The following is an 18,990-nucleotide window of genomic DNA, read 5'->3' on the forward strand; positions in this document are numbered from 1 at the left end:
CCCGGAGAAGCAACAAGGCGCTCGGCGGATCGGACATCTGTGACCGCTGCTGTCGAGACCGGAGCCTCTCCTGGTCACCTATGTCATCCGGGCCGCTCCGGGCGATCACTCGATGCCAGGAGGTTGGTCAGCGACCGATTCCGCGGGCAGTCGGCAATGAGGTCGGGATCGGCTCCGGCCGCCGCTCTTGGCGATCGCGAAGCGCCGCAGCCTGCAGTCCGATGGGCGCTGGCGGCGCGCTCGGTCCGTACCGGTCGATGTCGTCGGCGGCCCGCTGGGCGGCGTGCCTGGGTCCGAGGTCGGCGCGGTCACGGTTGAAGACCTCGACCCATTGGCTGCGGGCGTCGTCGACGGATTCGGCGACGACGTGGGCGATGTTGTGGTGACGGCCGCGGGTCATCCCGACGTACGCCGAGGCGGCGCCGGTCGTCTCGCCGAGCGCGAAGTGGGCGGAGTCGACGGTCTCGCCCTGGGCTCCGTAGGCGGTGGTGGTGAAGGCGAGCTCGACGTGCTCGCGGACGTACTCGGCCGGCAGAGCGCGCTGGCCGGCGCGGCCGGTGACGAGCAAGCTGCCATCCTCACCGATCCCGATCACCGTCCAGCTGTCCCGATTGGCACAGGCCAGGTCGCGGTCGTTGCGCCGAGTGGCGACCCGGTCGCCGAGACCGATCCGCTCACCACGACGCGTAACGGACTCACCAGCGCGCTCACCAGATGGCTCACCAGACTGCCCACCGTGTGGTGCGCCAGCGCCGTGACGGCGGTCGCGGATGGCTGCGTTGAGCGCAGCGACCTGGTCGCGGGTGTCGGCGATGACGAGCTGGTCACCGTCATGATCATCAGGGGCGGCGCCGATGGCGGCCAGGGCTGCGGTGCGTTCGACCTCGCTGGCATGCAGGACGATCTGGCCGCGCTCGTAGAGCTTCTCGAAGACCTCACCAGGGCGCTCACCGGTGCGCATGAGCAGGCTGAGGTCGGCGTACGCGGGATCGCTGAACCGGTGGACCGACTCGAGCTCGTGGTGCGCTGCGGGTCGCACCCAGCGTGCGGCGAGGTCGAGGACCCCGCCGCGACCGACGGCTGGGAGTTGGTGGCGGTCGCCGAGGAGCGCGACGGTCGCGTGCGCTCGGTCGGCGATGGCGAACAGCGCGCGGGCGGTGTCCTGGTCAAGCATGCCGGCCTCGTCGACGAGAAGGACGTCGCCGGGAAGCAGACGAGCACGTGAATCGGGTCGAGCCTCGGCTCCCGCGTCGGTGTGTGTCCAGTGTCCGTCGTCGTCCCAGCGGTAGCCGTGTTGGTGGATGAGCCAGGCGGCGGAGAACGCGTCGGCGCCGACCTGCTGCTGCGCTGCTTGGGCGGCCTTGAGGGTGGGGGTGACGACCACGAGTCGACTGTCGGCGGCCTCGAGTACGTCGCGTGCGGCGGCGAGGGTCGTGGTCTTGCCGGTGCCGGCGGCGCCCTCGATCAGCACTAGTCCAGCCTCCCCGGCCAGCGCCGCCACGACGCGTCGCTGTGCCGGGTCGAGGTGGTCGATGCCGCGGACCAGGACGGCGTCGGTCACCGGACGGGCGGAGCGTGCGGCGATGGTGTCGATCAGGTCGGCTTCGACGGCGACGACACGTTCGGAGGTCAGGCTGCGGACGTGCTCGGGGACGTCCCCTCGGTCCAACAACGGCACGCACCGTGTCCGGGCACGCTCGACGACGTCCTCGACCAGCTCGTGCCGGACCGCTCGTTCGGCGACGACCCCGACGGCGGCGATCAGCCGTTCAGCCTCTCCGCGGATGTCGGCTGCGTTCCACGCCGACCGCTTGGCACCGAGCCGGCTGAGCACGAGGTCGGCGGCGACATCGCGGTTGAGCCGACCGATCTGCACACCCGGCTCTGCCGCCGGGCTGGTCGGTGGGGTCGGCGGGGTGAAGCCGAGGTCGCGCAGCTCACGGTTCCAGGCGGCGACGAGGTCGGCGCCGTCGTGGGGCACGACCTTGTCGGGCCGCGCGTCAGCCCAGGCGCGTCGATCCCAGGTCCGGCGCAGCCGCGGCCCGGGCTCCTGGCCTGGGTGCTCGGCTCGCCAGGCGGCTTCGTAGCGGTCGACGTTGCCGTTGATCTGGGCGGCTCGCTGGCTGAACCCACCGACGTACGGCGCGAGCTGACGGATCTCGCCGTCGTCGCCGAGCGTGTAGCCACGCCCGGCGAGGGCCGTTCTGAACTGCGGGTCGCACATCACGGCCGCGTGCCCGATCCCGTTGAGCGCCTCGATGCTGTCCACGACACCGATCGAGTGCAGCCCCCGCCACGCACCGGCCGCGAACACGCGTGCGTTGATCTGCACGTGGAGGTGGCGGTGCGGGTCCCCGGCCCGCGAGGTGTAGTGACGCACGACGGCCGCCTCGAGGATCTCGACCGGGACCTGCACCTGCCGACCACGTGGCCCGACCCGGGTGGTGGCGTGCTCGGCCACCCACCCGATCACCTCACCCGCCGCCCGATCCATCGCCGCGTCGTACGCCGCCGCGATATCAGGATGAAGCGCCGCGGCCAGCGACCAGGACTTCGGCCCGTTCACCACGATCTCGACGAACCGCAACGCGCGGGCGTCGTCACGCAGGCGCCCCTTGGCCACGCCGGTCAGCACGTCGTAGCCGGCGACCCACCGCTCGTAGGCGGCGCCATCCAACGTCCCCCCGTCCTGAACTGCGGAAACACCGCGTCCCCCCACCGCCGGGAGAGTCGTGGCGACGTATCGCTCGGCCACCCCGGTCCCTTCCGCCAGGTAGTAGTCGTCGGCGCGCGAGTGGTCGGCCTCGACGTAGGAGCGCGCGGCGGCCGCGGAGCCGCGGTAGAACTTCACTCCACCGTGCATCGGCCTCGTCACCGCCCGTCAGTACTCGTCACCTAGCCTGGAAATGACGCTCGGCCCGCCCCCAGGGGCGGACCGATCTACGGACCTTCGTAGCATGCGTGCCGCTCGGTTTGAAGGCGTCGACGGACGAGTAGACGGGCGGCTTCGAGACTCGTCACTGGTCGTCACTGAGGGTCCGAGCGGTTAGCGAACAGTGATGCGTGGGACGAGCTCGTGGATGTCTTCGAGTCGGAGGGCGTGGCGGCGTCGAGCGTCGTCGCCGGGGTGACGTCGCTGTGCCAGATCACGCCGCCGTTCCGGGATTACTCACCGGACGGCTGAAACGGAACGAGGGCTCCCGGCCAAGCCCGCCTACCGGCGCCGTTATTGCATGCCGTTCGGCTACTGGGGCATGGCCCTGATACCTGATGTCGGCGCTACCGTGCTTCCGTGACGCAGCCCGGAACTACGTCGGAACCGGTGCTGCCGCCCGGCCACCTGTCTCAGCGGGAGCAGCCGCGCTTGTCCGTGGCAGGGCTGACGCTGCGCCCTTGGGAGCACGCAGACGCGCTCTCGCTAGTTCGGGCCTACGAGGACCCGGACATCCACCGTTGGCACTCCCGGTCCATGTCTTTGACCGAGGCCCAGTCTTGGGTTGCGTACGAGCTGGACCGCTGGGAGCAGGAGCGCGGGGGCGGCTGGGTGATCGCCCGGGCTGGATCGTTGCTGGGCCGGATCGCGATCGGCAGCCTCGCCCTGGACGAGGCTCGGGCCGAGGTTTCGTACTGGGTTCTCCCGGAGTCCCGCGGTCGGGGCGTCGCCACGCTTGCCCTTGGCGCCATTGCGGACTGGGCCTTTGATGAGGTCGGCTTCCACCGTCTGGAACTGGACCACTCGACCAGTAACGCGGCGTCTTGTCGCGTCACCACCAAAGCTGGCTTCGTTCCAGAGGGAACGAAGCGCTCGCAGGCCTTACATCTCGACGGATGGCACGACATGCACGCCCATGGCCTACTCGCCCACGACGCTCGCCCTCGCGGCCGCGACGTGTAGGTGCTGTACCGCTCCATCAACGATCAGGCCCTCCAGTAACTGATCGGGCGTCGGCGAGTCACGGTTCGATGAGGCCGGCGCGGATGGCGTAGCGGGTGAGCTCGACCCGGTCGCGCATCCCGAGCTTGCCGAGGATGTTGGCGCGGTGGCCCTCGACGGTCTTGGGCGCGATGTGCAGCTCCTTGGCGATCTCGCGCGACGAGCGGCCCTCGGCGATGAGCTTGATGACCTGGTCCTCGCGCGCGGTCAGCACCGAGGTCGGTACCCGCTCGCCGCGGCGCAGTCGGTCGAGGTAGTCGCGTACGAGCGTGCTCTCGGCGCCGGGGTAGAGAAACGTCTCTCCGCGCATCGCCGCGCGGCAGGCGCCGACGAGGTCCTCGTCGGCGACGGATTTGAGGACGTACCCGCTCGCGCCGGCCTTGAGCGCGCCGAAGAAGTACTGCTCGTTGTCGTGCATCGAGAGCATGAGGATCTTCGGCGGGGTGCGGCGTCGCGCGATCTCCGCGGCCGCCTGCAACCCGGTCATCCGCGGCATGGCGATGTCGAGCACGACGAGGTCGACCTCGGTGTCGCGGACGCGTTCGACCGCCTCGGCGCCGTCGGCTGCTTCGGCGACGACCGACAGGTCCGGCTCCTGCTCAAGGATGAGGCGTACGCCGCGGCGCACGAGCGTGTGGTCGTCGGCGAGCAGGATGCGGATCATGCGATCCCCTCGGTCGTGGTGACGGGTACGCGCAGCCGGACCGTCGTGCCGTGCCGGGGCTGGCTGATCACCGAGAGGTCGGCGCGCACGAGGGCGGCGCGCTCGCGCATGCCCATCAGGCCGGAGCCTTCTGCGAGGCCGGCGAAGCCGCGGCCATCGTCACGGACCTCGAGCACGACGTGCGGACCGACCTTCTGCAGCGAGAGCTCGACCTCGCTCGCGTCGGCGTGCCGGGCTGCGTTGGTGAGCGCCTCCTGCGCCACCCGGTAGACCACCACCTCAGCCTCGGGGCTCAGGGTGGGTAGGCCGGGCGCGAAGGAGCGGCGTACGGACGCCGCGCTGTGGTCGGCGAAGTCCGTGGCCAGCGCGGCCAGGGCGCTGGCGAGGCCGAGGTCCTCCAGCACGCCCGGACGCAGCCGACGCGCCACCCGGCGGACGTCGTCGAGGCCGGTGCGCGCGCTCTCGCGCACCGCCGCAAGCTCGGGGACCAGCGCGGCCGGAGCCTGGGACTCGAGCTGCTTGAGGCCCAGCAGCACCACCGTCAGGCTCTGCCCGACCTCGTCGTGCAGCTCCTGCGCGATCCGGTGCCGCTCGGCCTCCTGCGCGGCGAGCGCGCGGGCGTCTCCGGTGCGCCGCTCCTCGGCGAGGCGGGACAGCAGGCCGTTGACGCTCCGGGCGATACCGAGCACCGGGCCTGCGCCCTCCTCGGGGAGCTCGGTGGGCTCAAGGCGCGCGATGTCCTCCAAACGCTCGATCAACCGGTGCAGAGGCGCGAGCGCCCACCGGATCAACAACGCGTTGGTCAGCAGCATCACCACGAGGCCGAGGCCGATGACGAGGATCTCGGACGGCACGGCGTCGGAGGAGACACGTGCAGGGGAGAAGAGCAGCAGCAGGGCCGCGACCACGAGCACCACACCGTTGATCAGGCAGATCGTCCAGAACAGGGGGAGGTGGCTGGGCAGGCGCAGAGGCGGGCGCATGCCCACACCTTCCCACCCCACGGCAGTCCGCCGTGGCCACAACAGATGGGGTCCGGCCCCCATGTTCCGCGCGGCCCCCGCTCGGGAGGCTTGAGGCATGCCGCCGCCGGAGGAGAACACCGCCGTCGACCCGACCGGGGCTGCGTGGGTCGTGTGGCTGGTCATCGTCGTGCCGGCACTTCTGTTCGTGACGCTGATGTGCGTACGCCGGGTGGCGCCGGGAGAGCTCGTGATGGTCGTCCGGCAGGACCGGGTCGTCCGAGCCCTGCCCAACGGGCTCGTGTGGCGCTGGCCCGGCATCGAGCACTTCGACGTCGTCCCCACCGGGCCCCGAGTGCTGCCACTCGTCGTCCGCTCGCGCACCAGCGACGGTGTCGACGTGACCGCGCTGGCCGACCTGACGATCGAGGCGCACGACGTCCCGGCCGGCGCGGCGTACGTCTCCACCGCCGAGGTCGTGCGACTGGCCGAGGACACCGTGGCGGGCGCCGTCGCGCACCTCGAGGTGGGCTCGCTCGTCGCCGACCTCGCCGCCCTCGAGCCGGCCTGGCCCGAGCAGCTGACCCGCCGCCTGCCGCCAGGTACGCGCGCGACCGCGCTGTCGGTGACCGAGGTCGAGGCGCGACTCACGGGAGGCGCGGCATGAGTGCCCCGTACCTGCTCGAGGTCGCGGTCTCGGTCGCGCTGATCGCCTCCGCGATCGGTTTCGCGATCGGGCTCGCCGTCGGCCGGGGTCGCCAGCCACGCTGGCAGGAGAAGGGCAGCTTCGTCCACAAGGTGTCGATCGGCTTCGCGACCCTCGACCGGCTCGACGCGGTGCTGCTGCGCTTCGAGGTCGAGCCCACCTCGCGCCTCTCCGGTGTGGAGGTCGGCGAGCTGCGCCTGCCGAGCGGAGCGTCCGTCGCCATCCTCGCGCGTGGCACGGAGGTGCTCGTCCCCGACTCCCGCACCGTTCTGCGGACCGGCGACCAGGTCCTCGTCGTCGCCGCCCTCGGACAGGTGACGCAGGTGGAGGAACGGCTGCGGTCCGTCAGCCGGCACGGCCGCCTCGCGAGCTGGGCGGCATGATCGTCACCTCCGCCGCGCTGGCGGTCTTCATCGTCGCGTACGCCCTCATCGCCACCGAGCGCGTCCACCGGGTCGCCGCCGCGCTCGGCGGTGTCGCCGGCATGGCCGTCATCGGACTGGTCTCCGCCGAGACGGCGTTCTTCGACGAGCACACGGGCGTCGACTGGAACGTCATCTTCCTGCTGTTCGGGATGATGATCATCGTCGGCGTGCTCAAGCAGACCGGGCTGTTCGAGTTCCTGGCGCTGTGGGCTGCCAAGAGGTCGGGCGGGCACCCCTACAAGCTGCTCGTGCTGCTGGTGCTGGTCGGTGCGGCTGTCGCGCCGATCCTCGACAACGTGACCTGCGTGCTCCTCGTCGCCCCGGTGACCCTGTCGGTCTGCCGCCGTCTGGAGTTGCCCTCCGCGCCGTACCTGATCTCGCTCATCCTCGCCTCCAACATCGGCGGCATGTCGACGCTCATCGGCGACCCGCCCAACATCATCATCGCGAGCCGCGCCGGGCTGACCTTCACCGACTTCCTCGTCCACTCGCTGCCGCTGACGATCATCCTTCTGGCGATGTTCGTGGCGATGGCACGCTGGTTGTTCCGCAAGGACATGCGCGTCGTGGGAAACGTCCACGGCCTCGACGACCTCCGCCCAGTCGACGCGATCACCAACGTACGCATGCTGCGCCGCTCGCTCGTCGTGCTGGTCCTCGTGATGGTCGCATTCAGCCTCCACTCCGTCATGCACCTCGACCCGTCGGTGGTCGCGATGATGGGTGCCGGGGCGATGGTGTTGGTCTCCCGCACCGAGCCCGAGGAGTTCCTCGAGGAGGTCGAGTGGGCCACCCTCGCCTTCTTCATGGCGCTCTTCGTGCTCGTCGGGTCGCTGGTGCAGGTGGGGGTCATCGGCGCGATCGGCGAGTGGGCCGCCGGGACCATGGGCGACCGTGAGCTATTAGGTGCAACCGCGCTGCTCTTCGGGTCGGCGATCATCGGGGCCTTCGTCGACAACATCCCCTACACCACGGCCACAGTGCCGGTGGTTCAGGACATGGTCGCGACCACCGGCAGCTCGCGGGCCGACAGTGCGCTGTGGTGGGCCTTCGTGTTCGGCGCCGACCTCGGCGGCAACACCACCGCCGTGGCCGCCGGTGCCAACGTGGTCGTCCTCGGCATCGCAGCCAAGGCCGGGGAGCCGATCAGCTTCTGGGGCTTCACCAAGTACGGGGTCGTGGTCACCGCCGCGACCCTCCTCGCCGCCTGGGTCTACGTCTATGTACGGTACTTTGCACTAGCGTGAGGGAACGCGGGACGACCATCCAAGCCGTACTGTCACCCGCACATGCCGCGATTGGCACGCCTCGTCGTTACCTCGGTTGTGAGCACCAACCCTGAGTTCGTGGCTCGGAAATCAGAGCGTCGCAGGCACGCGAGGTGGTGGCGGAGTACCACGCGGCGCAGCTCGCCGACCTCGTCGCTCGCGTCGCCGAGGCGTCAGACCGATTCCGCAATAGCGAGCTCAACGCATTCGATGTCGACCACGTTCTGTTCCAGTACTCGCGCGCCGCAAAGGAACTCTGGAAGTTCTGCAACACCGGCGATGTCGAGCTCACCGCACCCCAGGTGCGCGAGGTACCACCGATCGACTGGTGGGACCGCGGAGCCCCGAGGACCCGATAAGAGGCGACGGGCTGATGCCTCGGTGATGGACGGTGTCTCGCGCGGAGCGTGTGTCTCATCGGCCCAGAATGACGCTGAAGGCTACGTGGTGATCGTGACGGCGGTTGGCAAGAGTTGAGCGACTGGCGTCCAGAGGTCCACTTCGACCTCGCGCGACTCGATGCTGACAATGAGGGAGTAGTCGACGCCCAAGTCGCTCTGATCGCTGTGTGGTCGCGTCTTCCACCATCCAGCAACGGGGTAGACCGCAATCGCTCGCTTGCTCGCCAGGGCGGCGCCAGTGCCCTCCCAAATGTCGGTGTGCAGCGAGCCCGGCTTCTGCTGCTGGTTGGCGCCGAAGAACCACCCGCGCTCCGTATCCAGCGACGGTGGGCGGCGACCATCCTCCCGGGCCCGGGTGTTGATCCGTTCGCGGAACGACTCGACGCTCTCCTCGGGCCGGCGAGTGGCGAAGCGAAGGCCATGTGACGGGTAGATGTACCTTCCCGACCACCCTCTGCTCGAAGGGTTCGGCTCGACGAAGTACGACAGCGTGACCCGCATCCGAACCTGCGTCTCGCCGAGAGCCTCAAGCTCCCGGATCGGCCACGGCAGTTCGTGGACGTTCATTTCGCGCGTCTTGCCCGCACTGCTGTTCCCTTCGCGTTCGTACGGACTGATGCGTGCCTCAGAAATCAAGGTCAACGCATCGGTGGCGCTGCGTACGGCGCGGGTCAGGTCGGGAACCCCCATCCCATAACGACGCAGGAGCTTGGCCCGGGTTGCCTTGTTCGTGTCGGCCTCGAACTTCCCGAGCATCGGCTCGGTCCATTCCGCCGAGTGGACGATAAGGGCTCGCACCGTCTCCGGCCGCAGGTCGGGGTAGGCGGCGTATATGTCGGCGGCGATCGCCGATACCTGAGCGGTGGCCGCCGAGGTGTCTCGCGTCGTTGTGAAGTAGCCGCCGCCTGGATGTTGCTGTCGGGTGGTGAGAAGCGCCAGATTCTCCGGAGTGTCAACGGATGTCCGGTCCGGCGACGCGGCCACATTGCCTCCGTCGGCGACGATGTCAGGCTTGAACGGCCACTTCGTAGGCTCGTAGGTGACCGAGGTCCGGCTGACCGGCGACAACTCGCCCCGCGACGCGACGGGAACGTAACCGGCGAAGTCCGCAGAAGCGTCCGCCATGTCATCGCGGGCGGCGTAGGCGCCCACGGTCAGGGCGTTCCATGACTGGCCAGGGTCTTCGACCGGCTCGAGATCGCTGCGGTCGAGGTGGTCTTCAGCCGGATTGAGGTCATGGACCCTGATGTTGCCCGCCGACACCACGAACAGGCGAGGACGGCGCGGTTCGTCGCGGTCGAGGTAGGTGAACTTGGGGTCGGTGTCGTCGATGGCACGCCCGAACGCGAGCGCGTCGACGGTTGCGGACCATGAAGTTGGACGGCCGGCCTCGGGCGACGGTCCCGGAGTCGCCTCCGTATGGCTGAACGTCGTGTTGGGCGCCGTAACCGCAAGCATGAAGACCCGAGCGCGGTCGAACGCCTGGATTTCGGGGCGGTCGACAGAGCGGGCTGTGATCGCGCCATGAAGATCGCGCTCGTTGTCAACCCCGTCTGGAAGCAGCTTGACCGACTCGAGCCGGTGCCGCAGCCGAACCGGCTGCCCGTCGACGATGGCCGCGTGGAGGTCGCCGAATAGTGCCAGCCCGGCCATCTCAGTGCCATGGGAATGCGTTGGTCCAGGGGCCCACTCGGGATCGGCGGTGTGAATGTCGCCGGCGTCTAAGGAGTCAGTCAGGAGCGGGTGACCGTCCTGGACGCCGGTGTCGAGGATGCATACGACCGGCGCGTCGGCGGCGGCCGGGTGCAGCCGGTTGCGGAGCTCCTCGACCCATTCGGCCTGTTCCCTTGCCGGCAACCCCGACACCAGGGCTCCGACCTCGTGCGGCCGGCGAAGTTCGGCAAGGTCGTCGAGGGAGTTGAACGTGTCGGCAAGCTGGCGGGCGCTGGCTCGCAGCAGCACGATAGTCCGGTCACCGAACCCGAGGTAGTGCGCGCTGGTGTGTAGGTCGTGGGTGGCCGCGTAGTCGCTGAAGCGAGTGCGCTCGTGACCGTCTCGACGACGTAGCCATACCTCCCACCACCGCATCTCATCCGGATCGGCCGGGAACTCCTCAGGAGGATCTGTCCAAAGCTCCTCGATGGTTGCCCGGCGAATGGCGGCGATCCCTTCGACGAGGGTGGCGTTTCGGGCCCGGTCCTCGTCCGCGGTCTCCACGTAGCGATTGAGCTTGTCGAGGAAGTACTGCTTCTTGCCGTCAGGGATGTAGACCGTGGCAACCTGCACCATCCCGTCAACGGTCTCCAATGCCTGAACTGCGACAAGTTCGGGCTGGTCCCCGGGGCGGTTGATGTCAAGGCTTTCGAAGGCGAGTTCCAGGCCCGCGAACGACAGGAACGAGACGTAGGTGCCCTCTCGTTCCGATTCGTGGGATGGCGCGGCCGTGGCAGTCTCGTACTCCTCGGTGAGCCTGGCGCCGTGAGCTCGGCGGTCGCCCGTGAACCGCGGTTCGCCGTCGTCGTTCCCACCGCCGGTGGAGGCGAGCGTGAACGGCTCTGGGTTGGGCCGAGTGGGCACAACGAGGTGCGGGCGGTCGCGCTGCGCCACGTTGACTACGCGATCTGGCCGCGACGGCCGTGGGTCCGAGAGCGTTCGGAGAGCGCAGCCGCCAGATCGTCGGTCAGGATCCGCGTCCGTCCAGCAAGCACCGTGCGCTTGGCGGCATTCTCGGCCGCCGTCGCCACCTCTGCGTGACTTAGTCCCTCGCCGGCGGCAACGACGCGCTTCCAGCCCAGGCTGCCGGTCCGGAAGGACGCCAACCGATTCTCAAGCACCGCGCGGATGCTCACATCGTCCGGCAGCGTGAAGTCCATGACGGTGTCGAATCTGCGGAACAGGGCGTTGTCGAGCAGTTGAGGGTGGTTGGTAGCCGCGACAACGACGCTCTGCGAGGTGTCTTCTTCGAGGAACTGCAGAAAGGAGTTCAAGACTCGCCGTATCTCGCCGACATCGTTCGGTGCCGCGCGGTCACCGGCAAGGGCGTCGACTTCGTCGAACAGGTACACACCGCGCGACTCGGTAAGAGCATCGAAGATGAGCCTCAGCTTCGCTGCCGTTTCACCCATGTACTTGGTGATGACCGAATCCAGGCGAATCGCAAAGAGTGGCAACCCCAGTTCGCCAGCAATCACTCTCGCCGTAGAGGTCTTACCGGTGCCGGGAGGTCCGGTCAGCAGCACCCGGCGCGCCGGGTGGAGGCCGTGCCTCGCCAAGGTATCGCGCTGCCGCTGTTCGAGCAGGATGTGCTCTAGTCGTTCGTGCAGTTCCGCCGACAAAGTAAGGTCAGCGACACGGGCGTCCGGATAGGTGACCGTCAGTAACGAGCCGAGCTCACCGCGAGGCTGGGTGACCGGAACGACCGAGGCGACTCGGCTCGGGACGGGCTGTCGCTTGCGCAGGTCATCGACCAGGTCACGTAGCTCCTGAGCGAACTTTGACTGACCTGATCGAGCGGCCTTAGCCGCGACCTGGATGGCCACCGCGTAGAACTGGGGGTCGTCCCCGTCACCGTGACTTTTGACGAGCGCCTTGAGCTGATCATTAGTCGCCACGACTTGACCTCCCCTCGGCACGCGATCACCGCCCTGACCCGATTCGGCAGGCTATCGAGGACAGAGTATCCACCCAGCGGCCGGTCGCCGGCCGCGACTTGGTGAAACCCGGGATTCTCAGTAGCCCGGAAGGAAGTGTCGCAGGGCTTGGTCGACGCTGGTCCGGCTCTTCAGTGCTCGAGTGAAGCGACTGGCGACCGATTCCGTCAGCGGTCGATGCACTCGCTGACGATGCCGCGAGTTCGAGCGCAACTGCAGGTGAGTCATTCCGCCTGTCGGCCCTAGTCAGACATCCGGGGTCTGCAGATTGCCGGACGTCGCCGTGCCTACGCCCCTGGTGGCCATGGGACCGGCTAGTTGCAATTGCGCGGACCAACCACTCGGTGGCCGGCGACCCGTGGAGTGCCAGGGAGGCTGACGGGCCGTGCGTTCCTCATGTTCGGGATCCACGGCGCGGCCCAGGCACCGCCACGTGACCAGGTACTGGGGTCTCAGCCGCGCGGGTACACGGGAACACTGAGGTACACGCGGATCCTGTCGGGAGCGCGGCCAGGTCCCATCTTGTTGGCCTTCTTGCCCAACTCGATGAAGCGGACCGCAGAGTTGGCACCGGACATCTGGTTCAACACGTTCGACGCACGAATCCGGTAGTCCACGACCGTGTCGATCTCGTCCACGACCTCCGCCGGCCAAGCCGCGGGTGCGTGATACAGACGACGAGCCGCCCTCGCCTCGGCCAACGACATCGTCCACGCCAGGTCCCGCAGCTCGGACAGTCGCCTGCGTACCTCGGCGATCGTGATCCAGTTGTCGGGGCCGAAGACGCGGTTGTTATACCGCGTGCGCGCTGCGCCGACGTCACACGTGACGTCCTGGTATAGCGCCCGCGCCTGGCGAGTGGTCAGTTCCTCGTCCGCGCGCGCAGAACTAGGTGCGGCCCAGCCGACGAGGACACCGAGGGACAACACGAGGGCGACAACGATGCGGGTCATGCCGGTCATCTTCCGTCAAGGACTCCTTGCCTGTCAGACGAACGATGACTGCCCATGAGCGGTGGCTGGATCGGCTCCGACCGCCGAGCCCGGCTGCAATCTCACCGTCGACGCCGGTGCTCGGCGGCTGACGGTTCGTAGCCGGGCATTGGAGGGTCCGGATCGGGCGCAATCCGTCCTGTCTGGACTGCGTCCTTCCGCCGCCAATGCCCGTCAACCGAGCTGACCGATCTGTTCCCGTTGGGCGATCCACTTGCGGCGATCGCGCGGCTCCGGTCGGCGTCAAGTTCTCGCTGCGGTTCGTGCACGAGATGCCGCGGGGTGCTCTTCACGACCCGGATCAACCACTCCACGCGCCGCGACTCGACGGGACCGGAACAGCGCTTGGGAGATCCCTGAGCCCTCACAGGGGAGAACGCGGCCGCGCTAGGACGTTCCGGCGCCGTTGGCGATCCGGGAGAGTGCAGCGGCGATCTGTGCGTCCCGGCCTGCAGCGGCGTGCTGGTACCGCAGCGCCGCACCGGGCGTTGAGTGTCCGAGGCGGGCCATCAGCTCCGCGAGAGTAGCGCCGGTCTGCGCGGCGAACACGGCGCCGGTGTGCCGCAGGTCGTGGAACCGTAGGTCGGGCCGACCGGCGGCCTGCCGCGCACGATTGAACGGTCGCTTGAGCATGTCGTGGGTCAGAAGCGAGACGCCGTCAACGGCGGGGAACAGCAACCCGTCGCGGCCCTTTCCTGCGTGCTGAAGTAGGTGCTCGGCGACTGTAGGAAACAGGTGGGGTGGTATCGCGACGACCCGGACACCGGCGTCGGACTTGGGGATCCCAATTACTGGCTTGCCGTCGACCCAGGTGACGGCGCGACGGACCCGCAGCACGCCCTCCTTGGTGTCGACGTCCTTGCGGCGCAGCTCCACCAGCTCCCCGAATCGCAAGCCGCACCACGCGGCCAACAGCACGATCAACCGGAGCCGTTCGGGCATCGCCTCAGCCAACTCGTCCAGCTCGCTCAAGGTGGCCGGGCGGATCTCCTTGACCCGACGCGACTGGCCAGCGCCACGCAGTCGACATGGGTTGGCGGGGATCACGTCGTCGGCCACGGCGGTGTTGAGGATCGTCCGCAGCAGGCTGTAGGCGTGCGCCCGGCGGGTGGGCCCCGTGTCCAGCCGGGAGTGCCAGGCGCGGACCGTGGCCGGGTTGATCTCGTCCAGCCGCTTGCTCCCGAGCGTCGGGTGCAAGTGGCCGTCGAGCAGCCCACGGTAGAGGGCTGTCGTCCGGGGCTTCAGCTCGCGGGAGCGCGAGGACAACCACTCGTCCGCGTACTCGTCAAGGGTGGGCACGCGGTCGGGTTGGCGCGTAGGCGGCTGCCAGGTCGACCTGGCGATGTCGGCACGGACGGTGGCCAAGAACGTCTCCGCATCGCCCTTAGAGGAGTATGTGACCGGAGCCTTGTGAGTCTGCCGATCGGGGCCTGCGTAGCGGACCTGGTAGCGGCCAGACGGCAGCCGACGGATGGAGCCAAACCGGCGGGTTGTGGTGGCCACAGTGCTTCTCCCTGTCGCTGCTTCATGCCTTGAACGTGCCATGAATCATGGCACGTCGCGTCCCTTCGTGTCATGTAGTGACCGAGTGCGACGAGCACATCTATGCAGGTCAGGCGCCATTTTCGTACTTCATAGACGGTTTGTCGATCCGGGGTGGCGACAGGTTCAAATCCTGTCAGCCCGACATCCGGAGCTCCCGGACCCACGACCACGGGTCCGGGAGCTCCTGTCATTTGGCACACTGCCCCCATGGCAGACACGGGCAGGCCCGACGACCCCACCGAGGACGCGCCTTCACTGGAGATGCCCTCGTTCTCGCTGCGGCGCCGCAAGCGGGCGGCCGAGTTGGACGAGGTCCCCGAGGCGGAGCCTGAGCCCGCCCCGGAGCCCACCGCGGTCCTCCCCCCGCAACCGCCGCAACGACCCGTCGCCGAGCCCACGGAGGCGGACGAACGCGAGCCCCGCAGGCGCGGTGAACTGCCTGTCTCCGGACTCCCGGCCGCGGCCGTCACCGGCGTGGTCGTCGGCGGCCTCGCCGTGCTCCTCGCCTGGCTGGCCACCACCAGCTGCGAGGCCGTGCGCGGCACCTCGTCGTGCGGCCGTGGCCCCGGCCTGCTGATCCTCGTCGCGGTCCTGGTCGTGCTCGCCTACGCCGGGGGCTGGCTGCTGCGCCTCTTCGCGGTGCCCGAGCCGGGATCCACCAGCATCCTCGCGGTCGGGATCATGGCGGTCCTGGTGATGGTGTTCCTGCTGGGCTCGACCGACGAGTGGTGGATGGTCATCGCCCTCCCGGTCGTGACCGTGCTCGCCTACGTCGCGTCGTGGTGGGTCACCACGTCCGTGAGGGACGGCGACGCCGGGGCTGACGCCCCGGAGCCGCACGACGTGCGCTGATCAGCGGGCAGCGGCGATCAGCTCGGCGATCTGCACCGTGTTGAGCGCGGCGCCCTTGCGGAGGTTGTCGTTGCTGATGAACAGCGCCAGCCCTCGGTCGCCCGGCACACCCGGGTCCTGCCGGAGCCGACCGACGTACGACGGGTCCTTGCCGGCTGCCTTCAGCGGTGTCGGCACCTCGTCGACCTCGACGCCGGCTGCCGTGGCCAGGATCTCCCGGGCACGAGCCGGGGTCAGCGGACGCTCGAACTCGGCGTTGACCGCGAGCGAGTGACCGGTGAAGACCGGGACGCGCACGCAGATGCCCGACACGAGCAGGTCGGGGAGGCCGAGGATCTTGCGCGACTCGTTGCGGAGCTTCTGCTCCTCGTCGGTCTCGTTGAGCCCGTCGTCGACGATCGATCCCGCCATCGGCAGCACGTTGTAGGCGATCGGCTCGACGTACTTCACGGGCTCGGGGAACGCGATCGCGGAGCCGTCGTACGCCAGCTCGCGGGCCTTGTCGCCCGCCTCGGCCACCCCGCGGGCCAACTCATCGACGCCGGCGACGCCCGAGCCGGAGACCGCCTGGTAGGTCGAGACGATGAGGCGGGTCAGGCCGGCCTCGTCGTGGAGCGGCTTGAGGACCGGCATCGCTGCCATGGTCGTGCAGTTGGGGTTGGCGATGATGCCGCGCCCGGCCTCGATCACCGCCGCCATCGCGTCGGGGTTGACCTCCGAGACCACCAGCGGGATCTCGGGGTCCTTGCGGAACGCCGAGGAGTTGTCCACGACGATGACGCCGGCCTCGACGAAGCGGGGCACCAGCGCCCGCGATGTCGTGGCACCGGCGGAGAAGAGCGCGATGTCGAGACCGGTCGGGTCGGCCTTCTCGGCGTCCTCGACCGTGATGTCGCGGTCGCCGAACGGCAGCACCGTGCCGGCGGAGCGCGAGGAGGCGAAGAACCGCACCTGGTGGGCCGGGAACTCGCGCTCGAGCAGGATCTGGCGCATGGCGACGCCGACCTGCCCGGTGGCGCCGACGATGCCGATGTTGACGCTCATCGTCCGGTACCCCCGTAGACGACCGCCTCGACCTCGTCGGCGTCGAGGTCGAACGCCGTGTGGGTCGCCCGCACCGCGTCGTCGACCACGCTCTCGTCCACGATGACCGAGATCCGGATCTCGGAGGTGGAGATCATGCCGATGTTGACGCCGGCGGAGGCCAGCGCGCCGAAGAACTTCGACGTGATGCCCGGGTGCGAACGCATCCCGGCACCGATCAGGGAGACCTTGCCGATCTTGTCGTCGTAGAGGAGCTTGTCGTAGCCGACCTCGCCCTGGATGCGCGCCAGGGCCGACATCGCAGCCTGGCCGTCGCTGCGCGGCAGGGTGAAGGAGATGTCGGTGCGGCTGGTCGCCGCGGCGGAGATGTTCTGCACGATCATGTCGAGGTTGATCTGGGCGTCGGCCAGCGCCTCGAAGATGCGCGCGGCCTCGCCGACCTTGTCTGGCACCCCGACGACGGTGATCTTGGCCTCGCTCCGGTCGTGGGCGACGCCGGCGATGATGGGCTGTTCCATGGTGTCTCCCTGGCTGGGTCCGAGCTGCGGGTCGCTGACGACCCAGGTGCCCTCGAGCTGGCTGAACGACGAGCGGACGTGGATCGGGATGCCGTAGCGACGGCCGTACTCCACGCACCGCAGGTGCAGGATCTTCGCCCCACAGGCGGCGAGCTCGAGCATCTCCTCGTAGGAGACCCGGTCGAGCTTGCGGGCGCTGGGCACGATCCTCGGGTCGGCGGTGAAGACGCCGTCGACGTCGGTGTAGATCTCGCAGACGTCGGCCTCGAGGGCCGCGGCCAGCGCCACCGCCGTGGTGTCGGTGCCGCCGCGTCCCAAGGTGGTGATCTCCTTGGTGTCGGCCGAGACGCCCTGGAAGCCGGCCACGATCACGATGTGGCCCTCGCCGATGGCCTGGGTGATCCGGCCGGGCGTGATGTCGATGATCTTGGCCTTGCCGTGCACCGAGTCGGTGATCACCCCGGCCTGGGAGCCGGTGAACGACCGCGCGGTGAAGCCGAGGTCGCTGATCGCCATGGCGACCAGCGCCATCGAGATGCGCTCGCCGGCCGTCAGCAGCATGTCCATCTCACGGGCCGGCGGCAGCGGCGAGACGCCGTTGGCCAGGTCGTAGAGGTCGTCGGTGGTGTCGCCCATCGCCGAGACGGCGACGACCACGTCGTGGCCGGCCTTCTTGATGTCGACGATGCGTCGGGCGACGCGCTTGATGGAGTCGGCGTCGGCGAGCGAGGAGCCGCCGTACTTCTGCACGACAATGCCCACGGTGTGGTCCTCGAGGATCGGGGTGCGGCCGCACGGACCGCGATCGGTGGATGGGGCCTGCAGGCGCCGTTGCCGGCAGGCCACGCCCGATTCTACGGCTGCACGTCCGGCGCGACCTCCAGCATCTCATCGGCGACGGCAACGGCCTCGGCGCTGGCCTCGAAGTCGGTGTCGAACCGGTCGTGCGCGACGACCGTCAGGAGGGCGTTGAGGGCGGCTCCGGCGAGGTTGCCCCAGTTGTTGACGTAGGAGAACTGCCACCACCACAACGCCTCGTCGACGTTGCCGGCGCGGAAGTGACGCAGGCCGTTCTCGAGGTCGATCGCGATCGAGGCGAGGTCATCGGAGAGCCGGCTCTCGACCACCTCGGGGATGTAGGGGTCGAACACGAACGTGTAGGCGTCGACACCCTCGAGCATCTCGGCCAGGCGCAGTCGCAGCTCGTCGATGTCGGCCTCGGGCCCCACGTCGGGCTGGAACTCCTCGCGCGGGGTGAAGTCGGTCTGCGCTCCCAGGCGCGCGCCGGCGAGCAGCACCTGGCTGATCTCCAGCAGCAGCAGCGAGATGGCCTGCGACCCGTTCCCCTCCCGGGCGATCTCGCGCAGGGCGAGCAGGAAGCTCGTCACCGAGTCGGCGATCTGCTCCTCGAACCTGATCTGGTCGTCGGTCATTCGGCTGATCTCCTTCCGGCGAATGCGCGGCCGAGCGTGACCTCGTCGGCGTACTCGAGGTCACCTCCCACCGGCAGTCCACTCGCCAAGCGGGTCACGCGCAACCCCATCGGGGACAGCAGACGCGTGAGATAGGTCGCGGTGGCCTCGCCCTCGAGGTTGGGGTCGGTGGCGAGGATGACTTCGGTGACCGTCCCGTCGGCCAGGCGCGGCATCAGCTCCTTGACGTGGAGCTGGTCGGGGCCGATGCCGTCGATGGGGGATATCGCTCCGCCGAGGACGTGGTAGCGCCCGCGGAACTCGCGGGTGCGCTCGATCGCGACGACGTCCTTGTACTCCTCCACCACGCACAGCACGCTCTGGTCGCGCCGGGGGTCGCGGCAGATCCGGCACTGCTCGTCCTCGCTGACGTTGAAGCACACCGAGCAGAACTTCACCTTGGCCTTCACCTCGATCAGCACGTCGGCGAGGCGGCGTACGTCGGCTGGCTCGGCCTGCAGCAGGTGGAAGGCGATCCGTTGCGCGCTCTTGGGACCGACGCCGGGCAACCGCCCCAGCTCGTCGATCAGGTCCTGGACGACACCTTCGTACAAGAG

Annotated in this window: 17 protein-coding genes and 1 pseudogene; 6 read left to right on the forward strand and 12 right to left on the reverse strand. The window is 68.9% G+C overall.

Annotated elements, in window-relative coordinates:
- Nucleotides 1-127: 127 nt before the first annotated feature.
- A complete protein-coding gene (gene mobF, locus J3P44_RS09260; RefSeq protein WP_255890044.1) occupies nt 128-2,863 on the reverse strand; it encodes a MobF family relaxase in 2,736 nt (911 codons plus the stop codon).
- Nucleotides 2,864-3,370: 507 nt separating this feature from the next.
- On the opposite strand from mobF, the gene J3P44_RS09265 reads away from it, so the two are divergent.
- A complete protein-coding gene (locus tag J3P44_RS09265; RefSeq protein ID WP_255890875.1) occupies nt 3,371-3,895 on the forward strand; it encodes a GNAT family N-acetyltransferase in 525 nt (174 codons plus the stop codon).
- A gap of 58 nt (nt 3,896-3,953) precedes the next feature.
- Here the strand turns inward: J3P44_RS09265 and J3P44_RS09270 are convergent, their stop codons facing one another.
- Together J3P44_RS09270 and J3P44_RS09275 are read right to left on the reverse strand one after the other, a co-directional pair.
- Complete coding sequence (locus J3P44_RS09270) at nt 3,954-4,598, reverse strand: response regulator (protein WP_255890045.1); 645 nt, start codon at nt 4,596-4,598, stop codon at nt 3,954-3,956.
- On the reverse strand, nt 4,595-5,581 hold the full coding sequence (locus J3P44_RS09275; RefSeq protein ID WP_255890046.1) for a sensor histidine kinase: 987 nt from the start codon (nt 5,579-5,581) through the stop codon (nt 4,595-4,597). Before J3P44_RS09275 ends, J3P44_RS09270 begins: the two co-directional genes overlap by 4 nt.
- Before the next feature lie 97 nt (nt 5,582-5,678).
- Between J3P44_RS09275 and J3P44_RS09280 the strand changes: the two genes are divergently transcribed.
- The 4 genes from J3P44_RS09280 (at nt 5,679) to J3P44_RS09295 (ending at nt 8,318) form a co-directional block, all read left to right on the forward strand.
- Complete coding sequence (locus J3P44_RS09280; protein WP_255890047.1) at nt 5,679-6,227, forward strand: SPFH domain-containing protein; 549 nt, start codon at nt 5,679-5,681, stop codon at nt 6,225-6,227.
- Nucleotides 6,224-6,649, forward strand: coding sequence for a TrkA C-terminal domain-containing protein (locus tag J3P44_RS09285; RefSeq protein ID WP_255890049.1), 426 nt, complete (start codon nt 6,224-6,226; stop codon nt 6,647-6,649). The genes J3P44_RS09280 and J3P44_RS09285 overlap by 4 nt, the downstream gene beginning before the upstream one ends.
- Nucleotides 6,646-7,938 (forward strand): ArsB/NhaD family transporter, encoded by a 1,293-nt coding sequence (locus J3P44_RS09290; RefSeq protein ID WP_305122259.1) that lies wholly within the window; start codon nt 6,646-6,648, stop codon nt 7,936-7,938. Before J3P44_RS09285 ends, J3P44_RS09290 begins: the two co-directional genes overlap by 4 nt.
- A gap of 137 nt (nt 7,939-8,075) precedes the next feature.
- On the forward strand, nt 8,076-8,318 hold the full coding sequence (locus J3P44_RS09295; protein WP_255890050.1) for a hypothetical protein: 243 nt from the start codon (nt 8,076-8,078) through the stop codon (nt 8,316-8,318).
- A gap of 81 nt (nt 8,319-8,399) precedes the next feature.
- Here the strand turns inward: J3P44_RS09295 and J3P44_RS09300 are convergent, their stop codons facing one another.
- The 5 genes and pseudogenes from J3P44_RS09300 to J3P44_RS25895 all read right to left on the reverse strand — a co-directional run.
- Nucleotides 8,400-10,967 carry a S8 family peptidase gene (locus J3P44_RS09300; protein ID WP_255890051.1) on the reverse strand — a complete coding sequence of 856 codons (2,568 nt, stop codon included), beginning with the start codon at nt 10,965-10,967 and terminating at the stop codon, nt 8,400-8,402.
- A 5-nt stretch (nt 10,968-10,972) separates the two neighbouring features.
- Entirely contained in the window at nt 10,973-11,971 is a 999-nt protein-coding gene (locus J3P44_RS09305; RefSeq protein WP_255890052.1) for an AAA family ATPase, read from the reverse strand.
- A 491-nt stretch (nt 11,972-12,462) separates the two neighbouring features.
- Nucleotides 12,463-12,963, reverse strand: coding sequence for a hypothetical protein (locus tag J3P44_RS09310; RefSeq protein WP_255890053.1), 501 nt, complete (start codon nt 12,961-12,963; stop codon nt 12,463-12,465).
- Nucleotides 12,964-13,389: 426 nt separating this feature from the next.
- A complete protein-coding gene (locus J3P44_RS09315) occupies nt 13,390-14,301 on the reverse strand; it encodes a tyrosine-type recombinase/integrase (protein WP_255890054.1) in 912 nt (303 codons plus the stop codon).
- A gap of 48 nt (nt 14,302-14,349) precedes the next feature.
- Nucleotides 14,350-14,547 (reverse strand): annotated as a pseudogene (locus J3P44_RS25895) (hypothetical protein); the annotation flags it as partial.
- Between the two features lie 207 nt (nt 14,548-14,754).
- On the opposite strand from J3P44_RS25895, the gene J3P44_RS09320 reads away from it, so the two are divergent.
- Nucleotides 14,755-15,399 carry a hypothetical protein gene (locus J3P44_RS09320; protein ID WP_255890055.1) on the forward strand — a complete coding sequence of 215 codons (645 nt, stop codon included), beginning with the start codon at nt 14,755-14,757 and terminating at the stop codon, nt 15,397-15,399.
- Here the strand turns inward: J3P44_RS09320 and J3P44_RS09325 are convergent, their stop codons facing one another.
- From J3P44_RS09325 to recR, 4 genes are all read right to left on the reverse strand, one after another.
- Nucleotides 15,400-16,443, reverse strand: coding sequence for an aspartate-semialdehyde dehydrogenase (locus J3P44_RS09325; protein WP_255890056.1), 1,044 nt, complete (start codon nt 16,441-16,443; stop codon nt 15,400-15,402). It abuts the gene before it with no gap.
- Nucleotides 16,440-17,723 carry an aspartate kinase gene (locus J3P44_RS09330; RefSeq protein ID WP_255890057.1) on the reverse strand — a complete coding sequence of 428 codons (1,284 nt, stop codon included), beginning with the start codon at nt 17,721-17,723 and terminating at the stop codon, nt 16,440-16,442. The genes J3P44_RS09325 and J3P44_RS09330 overlap by 4 nt, the downstream gene beginning before the upstream one ends.
- Before the next feature lie 92 nt (nt 17,724-17,815).
- Nucleotides 17,816-18,394 (reverse strand): DUF5063 domain-containing protein, encoded by a 579-nt coding sequence (locus J3P44_RS09335; RefSeq protein ID WP_255890058.1) that lies wholly within the window; start codon nt 18,392-18,394, stop codon nt 17,816-17,818.
- Entirely contained in the window at nt 18,391-18,987 is a 597-nt protein-coding gene (gene recR / locus J3P44_RS09340; protein ID WP_255890059.1) for a recombination mediator RecR, read from the reverse strand. Before recR ends, J3P44_RS09335 begins: the two co-directional genes overlap by 4 nt.
- Nucleotides 18,988-18,990: the final 3 nt, after the last annotated feature.

It is taken from the genome of Nocardioides astragali, assembly GCF_024436375.1.
Classification (GTDB): domain Bacteria; phylum Actinomycetota; class Actinomycetes; order Propionibacteriales; family Nocardioidaceae; genus Nocardioides; species Nocardioides astragali.